This window comes from Neisseria sicca (genome assembly GCF_014054945.1).
Taxonomy (GTDB): domain Bacteria; phylum Pseudomonadota; class Gammaproteobacteria; order Burkholderiales; family Neisseriaceae; genus Neisseria; species Neisseria sicca.
The window spans coordinates 2,238,270-2,253,869 of the sequence record NZ_CP059566.1 but is presented as its reverse complement, the minus strand read 5'-3'; the positions used below and the strand labels follow the sequence as shown (position 1 = coordinate 2,253,869).

12 protein-coding genes, 1 other RNA gene and 1 pseudogene are annotated in these 15,600 nt (G+C 50.0%); 10 read left to right on the top strand and 4 right to left on the bottom strand.

Annotated elements, in window-relative coordinates; all coding sequences use genetic code 11:
• Positions 1-404 precede the first annotated feature (404 nt).
• Positions 405-1,319 carry a UDP-3-O-acyl-N-acetylglucosamine deacetylase gene (lpxC, locus tag H3L95_RS10735; protein WP_003755811.1) on the top strand — a complete coding sequence of 305 codons (915 nt, stop codon included), beginning with the start codon at positions 405-407 and terminating at the stop codon, positions 1,317-1,319.
• A 310-nt stretch (positions 1,320-1,629) separates the two neighbouring features.
• Here lpxC and ggt read toward each other — a convergent pair whose 3' ends face one another.
• Positions 1,630-3,399: a gamma-glutamyltransferase gene (gene ggt, locus H3L95_RS10730; RefSeq protein WP_003755807.1), complete on the bottom strand. Its 1,770-nt coding sequence runs from the start codon at positions 3,397-3,399 to the stop codon at positions 1,630-1,632.
• A gap of 19 nt (positions 3,400-3,418) precedes the next feature.
• Between ggt and H3L95_RS10725 the strand changes: the two are divergent.
• Both H3L95_RS10725 and gnd read left to right on the top strand, forming a co-directional pair.
• A pseudogene (locus H3L95_RS10725) lies at positions 3,419-3,538 on the top strand (IS5/IS1182 family transposase); the annotation flags it as partial.
• Positions 3,539-3,982: 444 nt separating this feature from the next.
• The gene (gnd, locus tag H3L95_RS10720; RefSeq protein WP_003766527.1) at positions 3,983-5,431 is read left to right on the top strand and encodes a decarboxylating NADP(+)-dependent phosphogluconate dehydrogenase; all 1,449 of its coding nucleotides are present in this window, start codon (positions 3,983-3,985) and stop codon (positions 5,429-5,431) included.
• 419 nt (positions 5,432-5,850) lie between these two features.
• On the opposite strand, the gene H3L95_RS10715 is transcribed toward gnd, so the two are convergent.
• From H3L95_RS10715 to H3L95_RS13910, 3 genes are all read right to left on the bottom strand, one after another.
• Entirely contained in the window at positions 5,851-6,747 is an 897-nt protein-coding gene (locus H3L95_RS10715; protein ID WP_003755794.1) for a polyprenyl synthetase family protein, read from the bottom strand.
• The gene (locus tag H3L95_RS10710; protein WP_029609485.1) at positions 6,731-6,958 is read right to left on the bottom strand and encodes an exodeoxyribonuclease VII small subunit; all 228 of its coding nucleotides are present in this window, start codon (positions 6,956-6,958) and stop codon (positions 6,731-6,733) included. Before H3L95_RS10710 ends, H3L95_RS10715 begins: the two co-directional genes overlap by 17 nt.
• A 133-nt stretch (positions 6,959-7,091) precedes the next feature.
• Positions 7,092-9,032, bottom strand: coding sequence for a transferrin-binding protein-like solute binding protein (locus tag H3L95_RS13910; RefSeq protein ID WP_259345816.1), 1,941 nt, complete (start codon positions 9,030-9,032; stop codon positions 7,092-7,094).
• A gap of 217 nt (positions 9,033-9,249) precedes the next feature.
• On the opposite strand from H3L95_RS13910, the gene rnpB reads away from it, so the two are divergent.
• From rnpB to H3L95_RS10670, 7 genes are all read left to right on the top strand, one after another.
• An RNA gene (gene rnpB / locus H3L95_RS10700) (RNase P RNA component class A) lies at positions 9,250-9,611 on the top strand.
• A 262-nt stretch (positions 9,612-9,873) separates the two neighbouring features.
• Positions 9,874-11,928, top strand: coding sequence for a methionine--tRNA ligase (gene metG / locus H3L95_RS10695; protein WP_040667931.1), 2,055 nt, complete (start codon positions 9,874-9,876; stop codon positions 11,926-11,928).
• 81 nt (positions 11,929-12,009) lie between these two features.
• On the top strand, positions 12,010-12,531 hold the full coding sequence (locus H3L95_RS10690) for a DUF4189 domain-containing protein (RefSeq protein ID WP_040667963.1): 522 nt from the start codon (positions 12,010-12,012) through the stop codon (positions 12,529-12,531).
• 99 nt (positions 12,532-12,630) lie between these two features.
• On the top strand, positions 12,631-13,149 hold the full coding sequence (locus tag H3L95_RS10685) for a DUF4189 domain-containing protein (RefSeq protein WP_003755769.1): 519 nt from the start codon (positions 12,631-12,633) through the stop codon (positions 13,147-13,149).
• 87 nt (positions 13,150-13,236) lie between these two features.
• Positions 13,237-13,767: a hypothetical protein gene (locus H3L95_RS10680; protein ID WP_040667929.1), complete on the top strand. Its 531-nt coding sequence runs from the start codon at positions 13,237-13,239 to the stop codon at positions 13,765-13,767.
• A gap of 99 nt (positions 13,768-13,866) precedes the next feature.
• Complete coding sequence (locus tag H3L95_RS10675; protein WP_003755766.1) at positions 13,867-14,460, top strand: hypothetical protein; 594 nt, start codon at positions 13,867-13,869, stop codon at positions 14,458-14,460.
• 287 nt (positions 14,461-14,747) lie between these two features.
• Positions 14,748-15,548 (top strand): sulfite exporter TauE/SafE family protein, encoded by an 801-nt coding sequence (locus H3L95_RS10670; protein ID WP_003755764.1) that lies wholly within the window; start codon positions 14,748-14,750, stop codon positions 15,546-15,548.
• Positions 15,549-15,600: the final 52 nt, after the last annotated feature.

Genomic DNA, 15,600 nt, shown 5'->3' with positions numbered 1-15,600 from the left:
CCCCATATTTGGGGATAAATTTTGTTTGTTTTTAAAATTAATATGTAATTATTTAAAAAAATGATGATTGTGATGAGTGTATCCCCGTTTTGTGGATAACCTTATTACTGATTGTATAATCAAATTGTTGTATTCATTTAAAGACTGCGTTCAAGTTTTGTTTTTTATGAGAACAAAGTCGGATAATCTGTAATCGTTTGAATTTTTCTGTGGATAAAATCGGATTTTTCCACTCGGATTACACGGCATATTGTGGATAATCTTACCGGTACAAAGGGTCGTCTGAAAAATCTATGGTTCTGAAACACCTACATTAGCAAATACTATTAAAAATAATGGATTATTTTTTCCTTTTTATCGTATTATCCAAATATCAAACCAATTATTGAATAAGGAGGCGGTTTATGCTGCAACGAACTTTGGCAAAATCCATCAGCGTAACCGGCGTCGGGCTGCATTCGGGCGAACGGGTCGCGCTGACCTTACACTCTGCGCCCGAAAACAGCGGGATTTCCTTCCGCCGTACCGATTTGGACGGCGAAATGGGCGAAACCATCAAACTTACGCCCTACCTCATCAACGATACGCGCCTGTCGTCCACCATCGTAACCGACAAAGGCGTGCGCGTCGGCACGATCGAGCACATCATGTCCGCGCTGTCTGCCTACGGCATCGACAATGCGCTGATTGAGTTGAACGCGCCCGAAATCCCGATTATGGACGGCTCCAGCCTGCCGTTTATTTATCTTTTGCAAGATGCGGGCGTTGTCGATCAAAAGGCGCAAAAACGGTTTTTGAAAATCCTCAAACCTGTCGAAGTCAAAGAAGCGGGCAAATGGGTGCGCTTTACGCCGTATGACGGCTTTAAAGTGACGCTGACCATCGAATTCGACCATCCGGTTTTCAACCGCAGCTCGCCCACTTTTGAAATCGATTTCGCGGGCAAGTCCTACATCGACGAAATCGCGCGCGCGCGCACCTTCGGCTTTATGCACGAAGTGGAAATGATGCGCGCCCACAATCTCGGACTGGGCGGCAATTTGAACAACGCCATTGTGATTGACGACATGGACGTTTTAAATCCGGAAGGTTTGCGTTATCCCGACGAGTTTGTCCGCCACAAAATCCTCGATGCCATCGGCGATTTGTATATCGTCGGACACCCGATTATCGGCGCATTCGAAGGCTACAAATCCGGCCACGCCATCAACAACGCTTTATTGCGTGCGGTTTTGGCGGACGAAACCGCTTACGAATGGGTGGAATTTGGTGACAACGAGAATTTGCCGTCCGCCTTCCACGAGCTGCCGGCGGCTTGAGATAAGACAGCGTACAAAAAGGCTGTGGATAAACAATCATCCACAGCCTTTTTATTGAATAAAGGTCGTCTGAAATCTTGATTTTAAGTTTTCAGACGACCTTTCAAGCGATACAACCATCTCCCGCCAATATTTCAGACATGATTATCCACATGGCTATCTAATCTATCCTTATGAAAAATAAAAAGATTATATTTTTTCTCAAATTTTATACACATTTTATCCATAGCTTTTCTCCAGCAGTAAAAAAGGTCGTCTGAAAACCCAAATTCGGATTTCAGACGACCTTTTTCCACAAGCCGATCGGTGATTAATCGCCCATGACTTTGCCTTCGCGGCGCGGGTCGGCACCGCCGAGCAAACCGTCTTTGCCGATCACAATGCCTTGTACGCCGGAATTCAAATCGCGGATTTGGACTTTGTAGCCCAGTTTTTCCAATGCTGCCGCTTTGTCCGCCGCCGCGGTTTTTTCCTCGATTTCATACTGGCTGCCGCGATTGAGCATATTCGGCAGGGAGATTGCCGCCTGAATGTCCATGCCCCAGTCGATATGCGCCACCAGCGTTTTGGCGACGAAACCGATGATGCGGCTGCCGCCGGGCGAACCGACTGCCAGATAAGGCTTGCCGTCTTTCATCACAATGGTCGGCGCCATCGAAGAACGCGGCCGTTTGCCGCCCGCCACGCTGTTTGCCACCGTTTTACCGTCCGCGCCGACAGGGTTGAAAGCGAAATCGGTCAATTCATTGTTGAGCAGATAGCCGTTTGCCATCAGTCCCGAGCCGAACGCGTTTTCAATCGAAGTCGTCATCGACACGACGTTGCCGTCTTTATCCACAACCACCAAATGGCTGGTGGACGGCAGCTCTACCGCCATGCCCTGCGCGTATACCTTACCGACCCGACCCGCCTGAATGTTTTCCAACGCTTTGTCGGATCGGCGGATTTCTTCGGCACGCGGTTTCAGGTATGCCTGAGAAATCAGGGCGCGGGTCGGGACGTTGACAAACGCGGGATCGCCGACGTAATAATCACGGTCGGCAAACGCAATCCGCGACGCATCGCCTATCCAGCGCCAACTGTGGATATTTTCCGCGCCCAACGCCTTCATATCCTGATTTTGCAGGACGCCCAAAATCTCGCCCAAAGCAATCGCGCCCGAACTTGGCGCGCCCATGCCACAGACTTCGTATTCACGATACGGCGCGCAAACCGGTTCGCGCTCGATAACGCGGTAGTTTTTCAAATCCGCCATGCTGATTTTACCGGGGTTATCCACAGCGCCGGTAACGGCACGGACAATATTCTGCGCCTGCGCCCCCTGATAAAACGGCGCACTGCCTTTTTCTGCCAACAGGCGCACAGAGCGGGCAAATTCAGGGTTTTTCAACACCGTTCCCGCTGCCAAAGGCTTGCCGTCGGGCAGGAAATACGCGGCGGTTTGCGGATAACGTTTCAAAGGCTCCAAATTTTGCTCGATGGATTTCGCCATACGCGGCGAAACGGTAAAGCCTTGTTCCGCCAAAGCAATCGGTTTGTCAAACAGACTTGCCCAAGGCAATTTGCCGTAACGCTTGTGGACATCTTCCAGCAGCTTCGGAATCCCCGGCACGCCGACCGAACGGCCGCCGACCACTGCGTTCATAAAGCCCATCGGCTTGCCGTTTTCATCCAAGAAAAGCGCCGGCGTTGCCGCTTTCGGCGCCGTTTCTCGGGCATCAAACGTCGTCAGTTTTTTCGCCTTATTGTCCCAATACACCAAAAACGCGCCGCCGCCCAAACCGGAAGACTGCGGTTCGGTCAGCCCCAAGGTTGTCTGCATGGCGATCATCGCATCTATCGCGCTGCCGCCGCGTTTCAAAACCTCGTATCCCGCCTCGGTCGCCAACGGATTGGCAGACGCCGCCATATAATGCTTGGCGCGGATCAATTTCTGCTCGGTCAGCCCCGTCCCTTGTTCTGGCGCATGGTTATCCACAGCTGTCGGCACAGGCGCGGCATCAGGTTTCTGCATAGGCTGGTGCGCGCACGCCGCCAAAACCAAAACAGCCGACAGGTTTAATCCAAAAGAAAATTTCATATCTGCTCCCTTTTAGTTGAGATATAGTGGATTAAATTTAAATCAGGACAAGGCGACGAAGCCGAAGACAGTACAGATAGTACGGCAAGGCGAGGCAACGCCGTACTGGTTTAAAGTTAATCCACTATATTTTTCAGAAGACCTGCGGTTGAAAAACACAAAAGGTCGTCTGAAACATGAAAACCGATTGGACTGTTTATCTCTTCGGACAGTTCCGTTTGAGCCCTGTATAAAACCGGCAGGCTGTGTGTATAGCCGGAAAGTTATACACAAAACCAAACCGGATTTCAAAATTATCCACATCTGCAAACAAGGCAAACAGCAGTTTATCCGCATCCAAAATCTACATTCAACTTATTGAACTGAAAAAGGAATCAAAGTTATACACAAACAAATACGCGACTCAATATAATCATCTATTTATTATTTAAAATCTTATTTATAGTTTGTTTCCCAACGCGCAGCCAAAGCCCGCAACGTAAAGGCATCTTTTCAAAAAATTAGATAGTTAAGGATTGTTAAACCTCTGTAAATCAGATAGAGTTACGGCTGATAAATTAAATTAATAATGGAGCTTCCATCAATGAAAGGCGATATCGGCGTCATCGGCTTGGCCGTTATGGGTCAAAATTTGATTTTGAATATGAACGATCACGGTTTCAAAGTCGTGGCGTACAACCGGACCACTGCTAAAGTAGACGATTTTCTCAACGGCGCAGCCAAAGGCACCAACATTATCGGTGCCTATTCATTGCAAGATTTAGTGGATAAACTGGAAAAACCGCGCAAAATCATGATGATGGTACGCGCAGGTTCTGTCGTGGACGACTTTATCGAGCAACTTGTCCCGCTTTTGGACCAAGGCGACATTATTATTGACGGCGGCAACGCCAACTATCCCGATTCCACCCGCCGCACGCACGAGCTGGCGGCAAAAGGCATCCGCTTTATCGGCGCAGGCGTTTCCGGCGGCGAAGAAGGCGCGCGTCACGGCCCATCCATCATGCCCGGCGGCGACGAAGCCGCATGGCCTGCCGTCAAACCCATTTTCCAAGCCATTGCCGCCAAAACCCCGCAAGGCGAACCCTGCTGCGACTGGGTCGGCCGCGACGGCGCGGGCCATTTCGTCAAAATGGTGCACAACGGCATCGAATACGGCGATATGCAGTTGATTTGCGAAGCCTACCAATTCATGAAAGACGGCTTGGGTCTGAGCTACGACGAAATGCACCGCATTTTCAGCGAATGGAACCAAACCGAGCTGGATTCCTACCTGATCGAAATCACCGCCGCGATTTTGGGCTATAAAGACGAAAACGGCGAACCTTTGGTCGAAAAAATCCTCGATACCGCCGGACAAAAAGGCACAGGCAAATGGACCGGCATCAACGCCCTCGATTTGGGCATCCCGCTGACGCTGATTTCCGAAGCCGTATTCGCCCGCTGTGTGTCCGCGTTCAAAGACCAACGCGTTCAAACCGGCCGCTTGTTCGGCAAAACCGTTACCCCCGTTGACGGCGACAAAGCCGCATGGGTCGAAGCCCTGCGCCAAGCCCTGTTGGCATCCAAAATCATCTCCTACGCACAAGGTTTCATGCTCATCCGCGAAGCCAGCGAAAACAACGATTGGGCATTGAACTACGGCAACACCGCCCTTCTGTGGCGCGAAGGCTGCATCATCCGCAGCGCGTTCTTGGGCAACATCCGCGACGCATACGAAGCCAATCCCGATTTGGTGTTCTTGGGTTCCGACCCCTATTTCAAAGGCGTATTGGAAAACTGCCTGCCCGCATGGCGCAAAGTCGTCGCCAAAGCCATTGAATGCGGCATCCCCATGCCCTGCATGGCTTCCGCGATTACCTTCCTCGACGGCTACACCACCGAACGCCTGCCCGCCAACCTGCTGCAAGCCCAACGCGACTACTTCGGCGCGCACACCTACGAGCGTACCGACAAACCGCGCGGCGAATTCTTCCACACCAACTGGACAGGCAAAGGCGGCGATACCGCATCGACCACTTACGATATTTGATTTGTCTGAATCAGCGAAAAGGTCGTCTGAAAACCCAAAACTTATGGTTTTCAGACGACCTTTTTATTTGAACCTTTCAATTTGAGGTACGCTTGTTATGGAAATCTCAACGACAAATTTCGATTTTAAAAACGGATGTTTGCAGGAACAGAAGGGCGGTTAAAACGCCTATAAAATCCACTGTTTGCGCACAACTTATCCACATTTTAATCCCAATTTATCCCGTTGAATAAAAGCATGATTCATTATAGTGGATTAACTTTAAACCAGTATGGCGTTGCCTCGTCTTGCTCTGATTTAAATTTAATCCACTATAAACGCCGTCCCTATACAAAAAGGTCGTCTGAAAATCTTGGAACTGATTTTTCAGACGACCTTTGATGTCTTAGCGGTATAAAAAGAAAAATGATTTCAAGAGATTAATTTTTCCGCGCAGTGACAAATTCCGCCAGCAGCCGCAGATGCAGGGCTTTTGCGCCGAAGGGTTCGAGCAGGGCGGCAGCTTCGGCAGTCAGGGTTTCGGCGTAGGCGCGGGCGGCTTGCAGGCCCATCAGTTTGACGTAGGTGGGTTTGTCGTTGTCGCTGTCTTTGCCGGCGGTTTTACCCAGGGTGGCGGTGTCGGCTTCGCAGTCCAACACGTCGTCGATGACTTGGAATGCCAAGCCGAGTTTGGCGGCGTAGTTGTCTAAGGTGCGGACGTCGTTTGAATCCAAATCGGGGCAGGCAAGCGCGCCCAATACGACGGCAGCGCGGATAAGGGTGCCGGTTTTGAGGCTGTGCATCTGTTCCAACTGCGCCTGATTCATGGCTTTGCCGACGTTGGCAAGGTCGATGGCTTGTCCGCCCGCCATGCCGAGGCTGCCGGATGCTTTGGCGAGCGTGGACAACATGGCGATTTGGCGTTCGGCGGGCAGTCCGGTCGGACGGCTCAATACGTCGAAGGCTTGGGTTTGCAGGGCGTCGCCGACCAAAAGGGCGGTGGCTTCGTCGTATTTCACATGGCAGGTCGGTTTGCCGCGCCGCAGGCTGTCGTTGTCCATTGCGGGCATATCGTCATGAACCAAGGAATAGACGTGCACCATTTCGATTGCCGCCATGGCTTGTTCGACGGCGTTTTGGTCGGCATCGCCCAATTCGGACGCGGCAAGCACCAAGAGCGGGCGCAGCCGTTTGCCGCCGCCGAGGGTAACGTAACGCATGGCTTCGTGCAGCGTGTGCGGCACTTGGTTTTCAGACGGCAGGAAACGCTCCAGTAGCAATTCGGTCTGCGCTTGTGCTTTTTGCTGCCATGCTTTCAATTCATTCGCCGGGTTCAAGGTTCAGCTCCTTCAGTTCGCCCGCGTCCAATACTTGCAGCTTTTGTTCGACTTCCGCCAGCTTGGTTTGGCAGTATCTGACTAGCTCGTTGCCTTCCTGATAGGCTGCCAGAGCGTCTTCCAGCGGCATTTCGCTGCTTTGCATGGACTGGGTCAGGGTTTCGAGGCGGGCAAGGGCTTCTTCAAAGGATTTGGGGGCTTTTTTCATGATGATGCGGGCAAAAAATCAAAGCGGTATTGTAGCATTTTATGGGCTGCTTCTTGGCCGGGAACGGAAAAAGGTCGTCTGAAAACCTGATTTACAAGTTTTCAGACGACCTTTTGAGCTGATGATACGGTAAAAATCATTCTTTCAGAGCGGCGGCACCAAACGTACCGTTTTTAGATTCCAGAAGATGATCGAATCGGCCGGTAAGCTCTTCTGCTTGGGGACCGAGGAACATACCCGACATGATTTTTTGTTCTTTCTCATCCACATGGAAGAAGCGGTTGCCGACGATTTGACCTTCCAGATTCACTTCATCAAATTCACCGTTTTCTGAGTAAACCGCACCGGAGAGGGATTTGCGGCCGAAGTCCACCATAAAGATGGAGTTGCCGAACGTATTGGCTTGTCCGACATCGCTGTAAAGCGCATAACCGCGGTAAAAAGCCTGACCTTCTTGAGGCATCGCTGCTTCCGGAGTAATAACGCCTTGGTAGAACATATACGATGTATGGATGTCGCCGTTTTCATTTCTCAAGCCATAAGATCCGTAGCGGCCGTATTTAAGATGAGTGGCTGCAACTAGGGAAAATTTGTGTTCGTCATCTTCAATGCCGAATACTTCATCTCTTTGTGGAGATACGGGCACCAGCGAAATTTTTTGTCCGTCCACCTCAAGAATATTGATGTCGCCGATATGGGAAATATCGTCGCCTTCCATTCCTGATTGGGAAATTTTGCTGTAATAGCCGTCGATTTGTTGGGTTGCAGCAGCTTCAGCGGCTTTGCGCTCAGCTTCAGCTTTAGCTTTTTCAGCTTCCTCAGCCGCTTTTCGTTCTGCTTCAGCTTTAGCTTTCTCAGCTTCTTCAGCAGCCTTACGTTCTGCTTCTGCTTTAACTTTCTCAGCTTCTTCAGCGGCTTTGCGTTCAGCTTCTGCTTTAGCTTTCTCGGCTTCTTCAGCAGCCTTACGTTCTGCTTCTGCTTTGGCTTTTTCAGCTTCTTCGGCAGCCTTACGTTCTGCCTCAGCCTTAGCTTTCTCGGCTTCTTCAGCAGCCTTACGTTCTGCTTCAGCTTTAGCTTTTTCAGCTTCTTCGGCGGCTTTACGTTCGGCTTCAGCTTTAGCTTTCTCAGCCTCTTCAGCGGCTTTTCGTTCTGCTTCAGCTTTAGCTTTCTCAGCTTCTTCAGCAGCCTTACGTTCTGCTTCTGCTTTAACTTTCTCAGCTTCTTCAGCGGCTTTGCGTTCAGCTTCTGCTTTAGCTTTCTCGGCTTCTTCAGCAGCCTTACGTTCTGCTTCTGCTTTAACTTTCTCAGCTTCTTCAGCGGCTTTGCGTTCAGCTTCTGCTTTAGCTTTCTCGGCTTCTTCAGCAGCCTTACGTTCTGCTTCTGCTTTGGCTTTTTCAGCTTCTTCGGCAGCCTTACGTTCTGCCTCAGCCTTAGCTTTCTCGGCTTCTTCAGCAGCCTTACGTTCGGCTTCAGCTTTAGCTTTTTCAGCTTCTTCGGCGGCTTTACGTTCGGCTTCAGCTTTAGCTTTCTCAGCCTCTTCAGCGGCTTTACGTTCTGTTTCTACTCTGGCTTTTTCAGCTTCTTCAGCAGCCTTACGTTCGGCTTCAGCTTTAGCTTTTTCAGCTTCTTCAGCAGCCTTACGTTCTGCTTCAGCTTTGGCTTTTTCAGCTTCTTCGGCAGCCTTACGTTCTGCCTCAGCCTTAGCTTTCTCGGCTTCTTCAGCAGCCTTACGTTCGGCTTCAGCTTTAGCCTTAGCTTTCTCAGCCTCTTCAACGGCTTTACGATCTGCTTCTACTTTAGCTTTTTCGGCTTCCTCAGCCGTTTTGCGTTCGGCTTCGGCTTTAGCTTTCTCGGCTTCTTCAGTAGCCTTACGTTCCGCTTCGACTTTGGCTTTTTCAGCCTCTTCAGCGGCTTTGCGTTCTGCCTCACGTCCCGCTTGGCATTCGGCGTTGCATTCTATTTTGGGTTGGTTGGTATCGCTTGAGGCGGTTGACGGTGAACCGCTTCCTCCACCGCCTCCGCAGGCGGCAAGTAAGGATAGGGCAAGGTAAGACAGGATATGTGGATAGTTTTTCATCGTAATGTACTTTTATATTTAAAATAGTTATGTGATATTCATTTTATGGGCTTTTTTATAACATGTCATTCATTTATTTGACGAACGGTACTTTTTGTTTATAAATAGTTTATTTTATTTGAATTTTTATGTTGCGAAATGGGTAAATTTTTAGATAGGCGGTTTTTTTGGTGGTCAAACGGTTGTGATTTGCTTGTGTTATAATCCGCGTTTCATACAGGTCGGACAGACAGTCGCCGCGTATCGCGTAAGGCATACGGGGAGGAAAGTCCGGGCTCCGCAGAGCAGGATGCCGGCTAACGGCCGGGCGCGGAAACGCGACGGAAAGTGGAACAGAAAGCAATACCGCCGACGGCCGCCTTCGGGCGGCACGGGTAAGGGTGAAAAGGTGCGGTAAGAGCGCACCGTGCACTTGGTAACAAGGCGCAGCAGGCTAAACCCCATCCGGAGCAAGACCAAACAGAACGCATTGACGCTGCTCGCCGAGCGTTCGGGTAGGTTGCTGGAGCGCATCAGTAATGGTGTGCCTAGAGGAATGACTGTCCGAGACAGAACCCGGCTTACCGTCCGGCCTGTATGTCCCGATTATCGAAAAGGTCGTCTGAAAACCGATTTTTGTGTTTCAGACGACCTTTTGCCATAGATATAATGGATTAAATTTAAATCAGGACAAGGCGAGGCAACGCCGTACCAGTTTAAAGTTAATCCACTATAACCCGTTTTGCCCATCCTGTTCCCGCTTCACGGAATCCCCTTTTTCAGACGACCTTTCCCCCGTCTCGCCCGCACGATTTACGGTATAATTCCCCATCTTTATCCATTGTTTTCCCAAGCATAAACCATGACACGCAAAATCCTCGTTACCTCCGCGCTGCCCTATGCCAACGGCAGCATCCACCTCGGCCACATGGTTGAACACATCCAAACCGACGTTTGGGTGCGCTTTCAAAAACTGCGCGGCCACGAGTGCCACTACTGCTGCGCCGACGACACTCACGGCACGCCCGTGATGCTGGCCGCGCAAAAACAAGGCATCGCGCCCGAAGACATGATTGCCAAAGTGCGCGAAGAACACCTCGCCGACTTCACCGGTTTTTTCATCGGCTACGACAATTATTACAGCACCCATTCCCCTGAAAACAAACAGTTTTCCCAAGACATTTACCGCGCGCTGAAAGCCAACGGCAAAATCGAAAGCCGCGTCATCGAGCAGCTTTTCGACCCCGAAAAACAAATGTTCCTGCCCGACCGCTTCGTCAAAGGCGAATGCCCCAAATGCCACGCCCAAGACCAATACGGCGACAACTGCGAAGTCTGCGGCACGACCTATTCCCCGACCGAACTGATTAACCCGTATTCCGCCGTTTCCGGTGCCAAACCCGAATTGCGCGAATCCGAACACTTCTTCTTCAAACTGGGCGAATGCGCCGACTTCCTCAAAGCATGGACTTCCGGCAACAACCCGCACGACGGCAAGCCCCATCTGCAAGCCGAAGCCCTCAACAAAATGAAAGAATGGCTGGGCGAAGGCGAAGAAACCACCCTGTCCGACTGGGACATTTCCCGCGACGCGCCGTATTTCGGTTTCGAAATCCCCGACGCGCCGGGCAAATACTTCTACGTCTGGCTGGACGCGCCCGTCGGCTACATGGCGTCGTTTAAAAACCTGTGTGACCGCATCGGCATCGATTTTGACGAATACTTCAAAGCCGACAGCCAAACCGAGATGTACCACTTCATCGGCAAAGACATCCTCTATTTCCACGCCCTGTTCTGGCCCGCCATGCTGCATTTCTCCGGCCACCGCGCCCCGACCGGCGTGTACGCACACGGCTTTTTGACTGTGGACGGACAAAAAATGTCCAAATCGCGCGGCACCTTCATCACCGCCAAATCCTATCTGGAACAAGGCCTGAACCCCGAGTGGATGCGCTACTACATCGCCGCCAAACTCAACAGCAAAATTGAAGACATCGATTTGAACCTGCAAGACTTTATCAGCCGCGTCAACAGCGACCTCGTCGGCAAATACGTCAACATCGCCGCCCGTGCATCAGGTTTCATCGCCAAACGCTTTGAAGGTCGTCTGAAAGACGTTTCAGGCAGCGCATTGCTGGCAAAACTCGCCGCCGAAAGCTCAGCAATTGCCGAGCAATACGAAAACCGCGAATACGCCCGCGCCCTGCGCGACATCATGGCATTGGCAGATGCCGTGAACGAATACGTCGATGCCAACAAGCCGTGGGAACTCGCCAAACAGGAAGGTCAAGACGAACGCCTGCACGAAGTATGCAGCGAACTCATCAACGCCTTCACCATGCTGACCGCCTACCTCGCCCCCGTGTTGCCGCAAACCGCCGCCAACGCCGCGCGTTTCCTCAATCTGGACGCAATTACCTGGGCGAACACGCGCGAAACCCTAGGCGAACACGCCATCAACAAATACGAGCATTTAATGCAACGAGTGGAGCAAAAACAAGTGGACGATTTAATCGAAGCCAACAAACAAAGCATTGCCGCCGCAGCCGCGCCTGTTGAAGACAGCAAATACGAAAAAGTCGCCGAACAAGCGAGCTTCGACGACTTTATGAAAATCGACATGCGCGTCGCCAAAGTATTGAACTGCGAAGCCGTCGAAGGCAGCACCAAACTCTTAAAATTCGACCTCGATTTCGGTTTTGAAAAACGCATCATCTTCTCCGGCATCGCCGCGTCTTATCCCAACCCCGCCGAATTGAACGGCCGCATGGTCATCGCCGTCGCCAACTTCGCCCCGCGCAAAATGGCAAAATTCGGCGTTTCCGAAGGCATGATCCTCTCCGCCGCCACCGCCGAGGGCAAACTGAGGCTCTTGGATGTCGATGCCGGCGCGCAGCCCGGGGATAAAGTGGGCTAAAACGCTGAAAAAAGCTGTCTGAAACCATCATGCAAGATGTTCGGACAGCTTTTTTTGTATCTTGAAACCAAGGAAAAACTGATGAAAAAACTGCTTTTTATCTTTTTGGGGTTGGCAAGTTTTAACGTCTATGCCAACGGTTGCCCCGGACAATTTGATCCTGTCAGCGGTATTTGCCGCTTTCAGGGGAATAACGGGGAAATGGTTCAATACAATATGGCTCCGCCCCAATCCTCCAACGTCCAAAACAATACTAAAGTTATCAACATCAACGTCCCCTCAAAATATTTGGCTTTAGCAGTCAATCTCAAAACGGGTATTTCAGGCGGCGCACTTGATATGGATTCCCGTGCTGCCGCTGAAAAAGAAGCTATCAAAACTTGTGAACGAGGTGGCAGTAATGCTCCTTGTAAAGTAATCGCTTGGGTCAGAAACGGTTGTATCGCTGCTGCCCAAGGTAAAGAAGGTAAACAGTCGAGGATTTTCTCTGGTACGACAAAACCGGGTCGTGCTGAAGCGGAAGCCTTGAGGAAATGTCAGGCTGCGGGTGTTCCACAATGCAAAATTGTCGTTTCTGAAGCCTGCTCGTTGCCTAGATATTGATAGGCAAAAGGTCGTCTGAAAGTTTTCAGACGACCTCTATATCAGGTTCTTGCTTTAAGAAAGCAAAAGAGATTACGACCAAACAAAGGAATAAGACTGATGAAAAAACTGCTTTTTATCTTATTGGGACTGGCGAGTTTTAATACTTATGCCGCCGATCCAACCTATGATGCAACCAAAGGCGCATTGCAGAATAATTCGGCATTGTGTGCATACGGCTACAATCCCAACTGTGCATCTACCCGTCAGTCTCGGCAGCAGCCTACGGAAATAGTTAATATCAACGTCCCATCAAAATACGGCGCATGGGCGGTTAACATTAAAACGGGTATTTCGGCTGGTTCAATCAATATGGATTCGCGTGAGGCAGCGGAAAGAGAAGCCATCAAATCCTGCGAACAGGGTGGACGCAATGCGCCGTGTGTAGTGGGTTCTTCGTTTAGAAACGGCTGTCTTGCTGTTGCCCAAGGGAAATCGGGCAAAAAATTGAAGACTTTCTACGGAGGCGCAGCTCAAATCGGACAGGCTGAACCAGCAGCATTAAGAAAATGTCAGGCTTCTGGGGCGGTACAATGCAAAATCACTACGCCCGAAGGCTGCTCGCTGCCTAAATATTGACAGGCAAAAGGTCGTCTGAAAGTTTTCAGACGACCCCTGTATATAAACTATTCATGATTTTCCCATCTGTTTTTTGAAAGTACCCATATGAAAAAAGCCCTTGTATTTTCTTTGCTGCTCGCCGGTTTGTCCGCTTCTGCCGCCGCGCAAAATCAAACCGGTGCGCCATCCGATCCTGCGGCAGATAAAAAGCTTGCCGCCGAGTGCGGGCAATTGTTTAAAGACACCAATACTTTGGCGAACGGTTCGCTTTGTTATCGGGACAATAAAGAGACCGCCGAATATTTCGACCTTTTGTCTATGGTTTTGTTGTTTAACCATCCGAAAGTCGATCAGTGCCGACAATATCCGAAACTGGAGGAGGAATTCAAAAAACAAAGCTTTCACCATCTCGACGATAAGGAGTTGAAGCGCCTTTGCGCGGAAAGCCGTGAAGAACGCGACCGTTTGCGCCGTCAGGTAGAGGCGTATATGGACAGTAAGATAAAACAGTATGCGGAAGAAGAAGCGCCGCGCCGCGGTGTTCCCGTTGATGAATTGCTGCGTAAAACCGTTGCCGAAGAAACCGAACGCCGCGCCAAAGCCGATGCCTTTATCCGTCAGAAAGATGGCAGATAAGGATGGACGGGGTCGTCTGAAAACTTCGGGCATGAATGTACTGCGTTCCGACATTCATGCTTTATTTGAAAATATCATTCCGGTTTAAAAGGAAAAAACATGAAACAATCTGCTTTAGGCTTACTTGCTTTGATTTTATCTTTTTCAGCCGCCGCGCAAGAGCCGGCCGTCAGTTTGAATGCGGAGCAGGTCGAACATTGCCGGCAAATGCTGCAAGATGCGGCGCTGATTGAGGCTACGGCGAATGTATGCGGCGGGGACAATGAGGACATCAAAGACTATGCCGGGCATTTATACTCTTTGTACATGGCTGCCGATCCGCAAGCCTTGCAATGCGTCAATTACAGCATGGCGATGAAAAAAGCGGGGAAACCGCTGCCTCATTACGGCTATTCCCCCGAGCAAGACAGTAAGCAATATTGCGCCCAAAGCCGCAAAGAACGCCATCTTGCCCAACAACGCGTCGAGGCTTTGGTTGAAAAAGAGCTGCCGAACATTGCCCGCAAAGTCTCCGAAGAATCGAATGCGCTTTATCAAGAGCATCAAAAGCAATTGGCGCAACGACAAAATGCAGAACCGGACAACTGGGAAAAACCGAAATCTTCCAAGCAAATCTTGAACGAAATGCGCGAACAACTGGCAGCCAGCCGTAAAAAAGCGGAAATTGCCCGCCGGAAAATAGAAAAACAGTAACGAAGTTTCGGACAATACGGACAGACGGTCTGCCCTGACCGGATACAAGAAACCCGCTTTTTGAAGCGGGTTTTTATTTTGGAATCGATTAAGGTTTTCAGACGACCTTTTTAGCAGAAGAAACTAATTGAATCGGTTAACTGATTTTTGGTTTATTTTTACAAAAATAAATAGTGTTGACAATTTTTATGGTGGTAATTAATGTACTGATACTTTATTTGAAGCTTTAAACGGTCCTGCGTGCTGCTACCTACAAAAAATTAAATTTAATCAAGAGGAAACAATCTATGGAGCAATTATTTATTCCCGGCAGTATCATTGCCGATTATTTTTATCTCGGTCTTTTCCTGCTGGTTGCCGCGTCTTTGATTGCGGGCTATGTCGATGCTATTGCGGGCGGAGCCGGGCTGATTTTGATTCCCGCGTTTTTGATGGTCGGCTTGCCGCCGCAGGTCGCGTTGGCACAGGAAAAATTGGTGAGTACCATCGGTACGGTGGCTGCGATTAAAAACTTTATGAAAAGCAGTTCGATTGTATGGCGCATTGTGCCGGTCGGCATTGTTGCGGCTTTAATCGGGGCGTTCGTCGGTGCGAAAGTCATTCTGATTCTGCCTGTGGAAACCATCAATTACATCATTCTTGCGTTTTTACCCATAGGCTTGCTGGCAACTTTGTTCAAAGGCGTTTTGCTGAAAAAAGACGATGAACGCGGCGAGATAAAAAAATCTGCCGTCGCCGTCTTTTTAACTTGTCTGATTGTTGGTTTTTATGACGGTTTTTTTGGACCGGGCACGGGCAGCATTTTCATCATCGCTTTGTTTGTCATTAACAAATTGTCGTTGTTGCAGGCTTCGGCTACTTCCAAGATTTTCAATTTTGCTTCCAATATCGGGGCATTCGTCGCTTTCTTGATAGCGGGGAAAATGGCGTTCCTAATCGGAATCCCGATGATTTTGGCGAATTTGTTGGGCAACCATTTCGGCAGCCTCCATGCTATTAATTCAGACGGGGAAATCATCCGTAAGGTTTTGGTCGTAACGGTTTTGCTGATTATTGCTTCGATGGCATATAAGGCTTTTTCGGCTTGACGGGCAGATGTTGGTAAAAGGTCGTCTGAAAACTTGGAAATCAGGTTTTCAG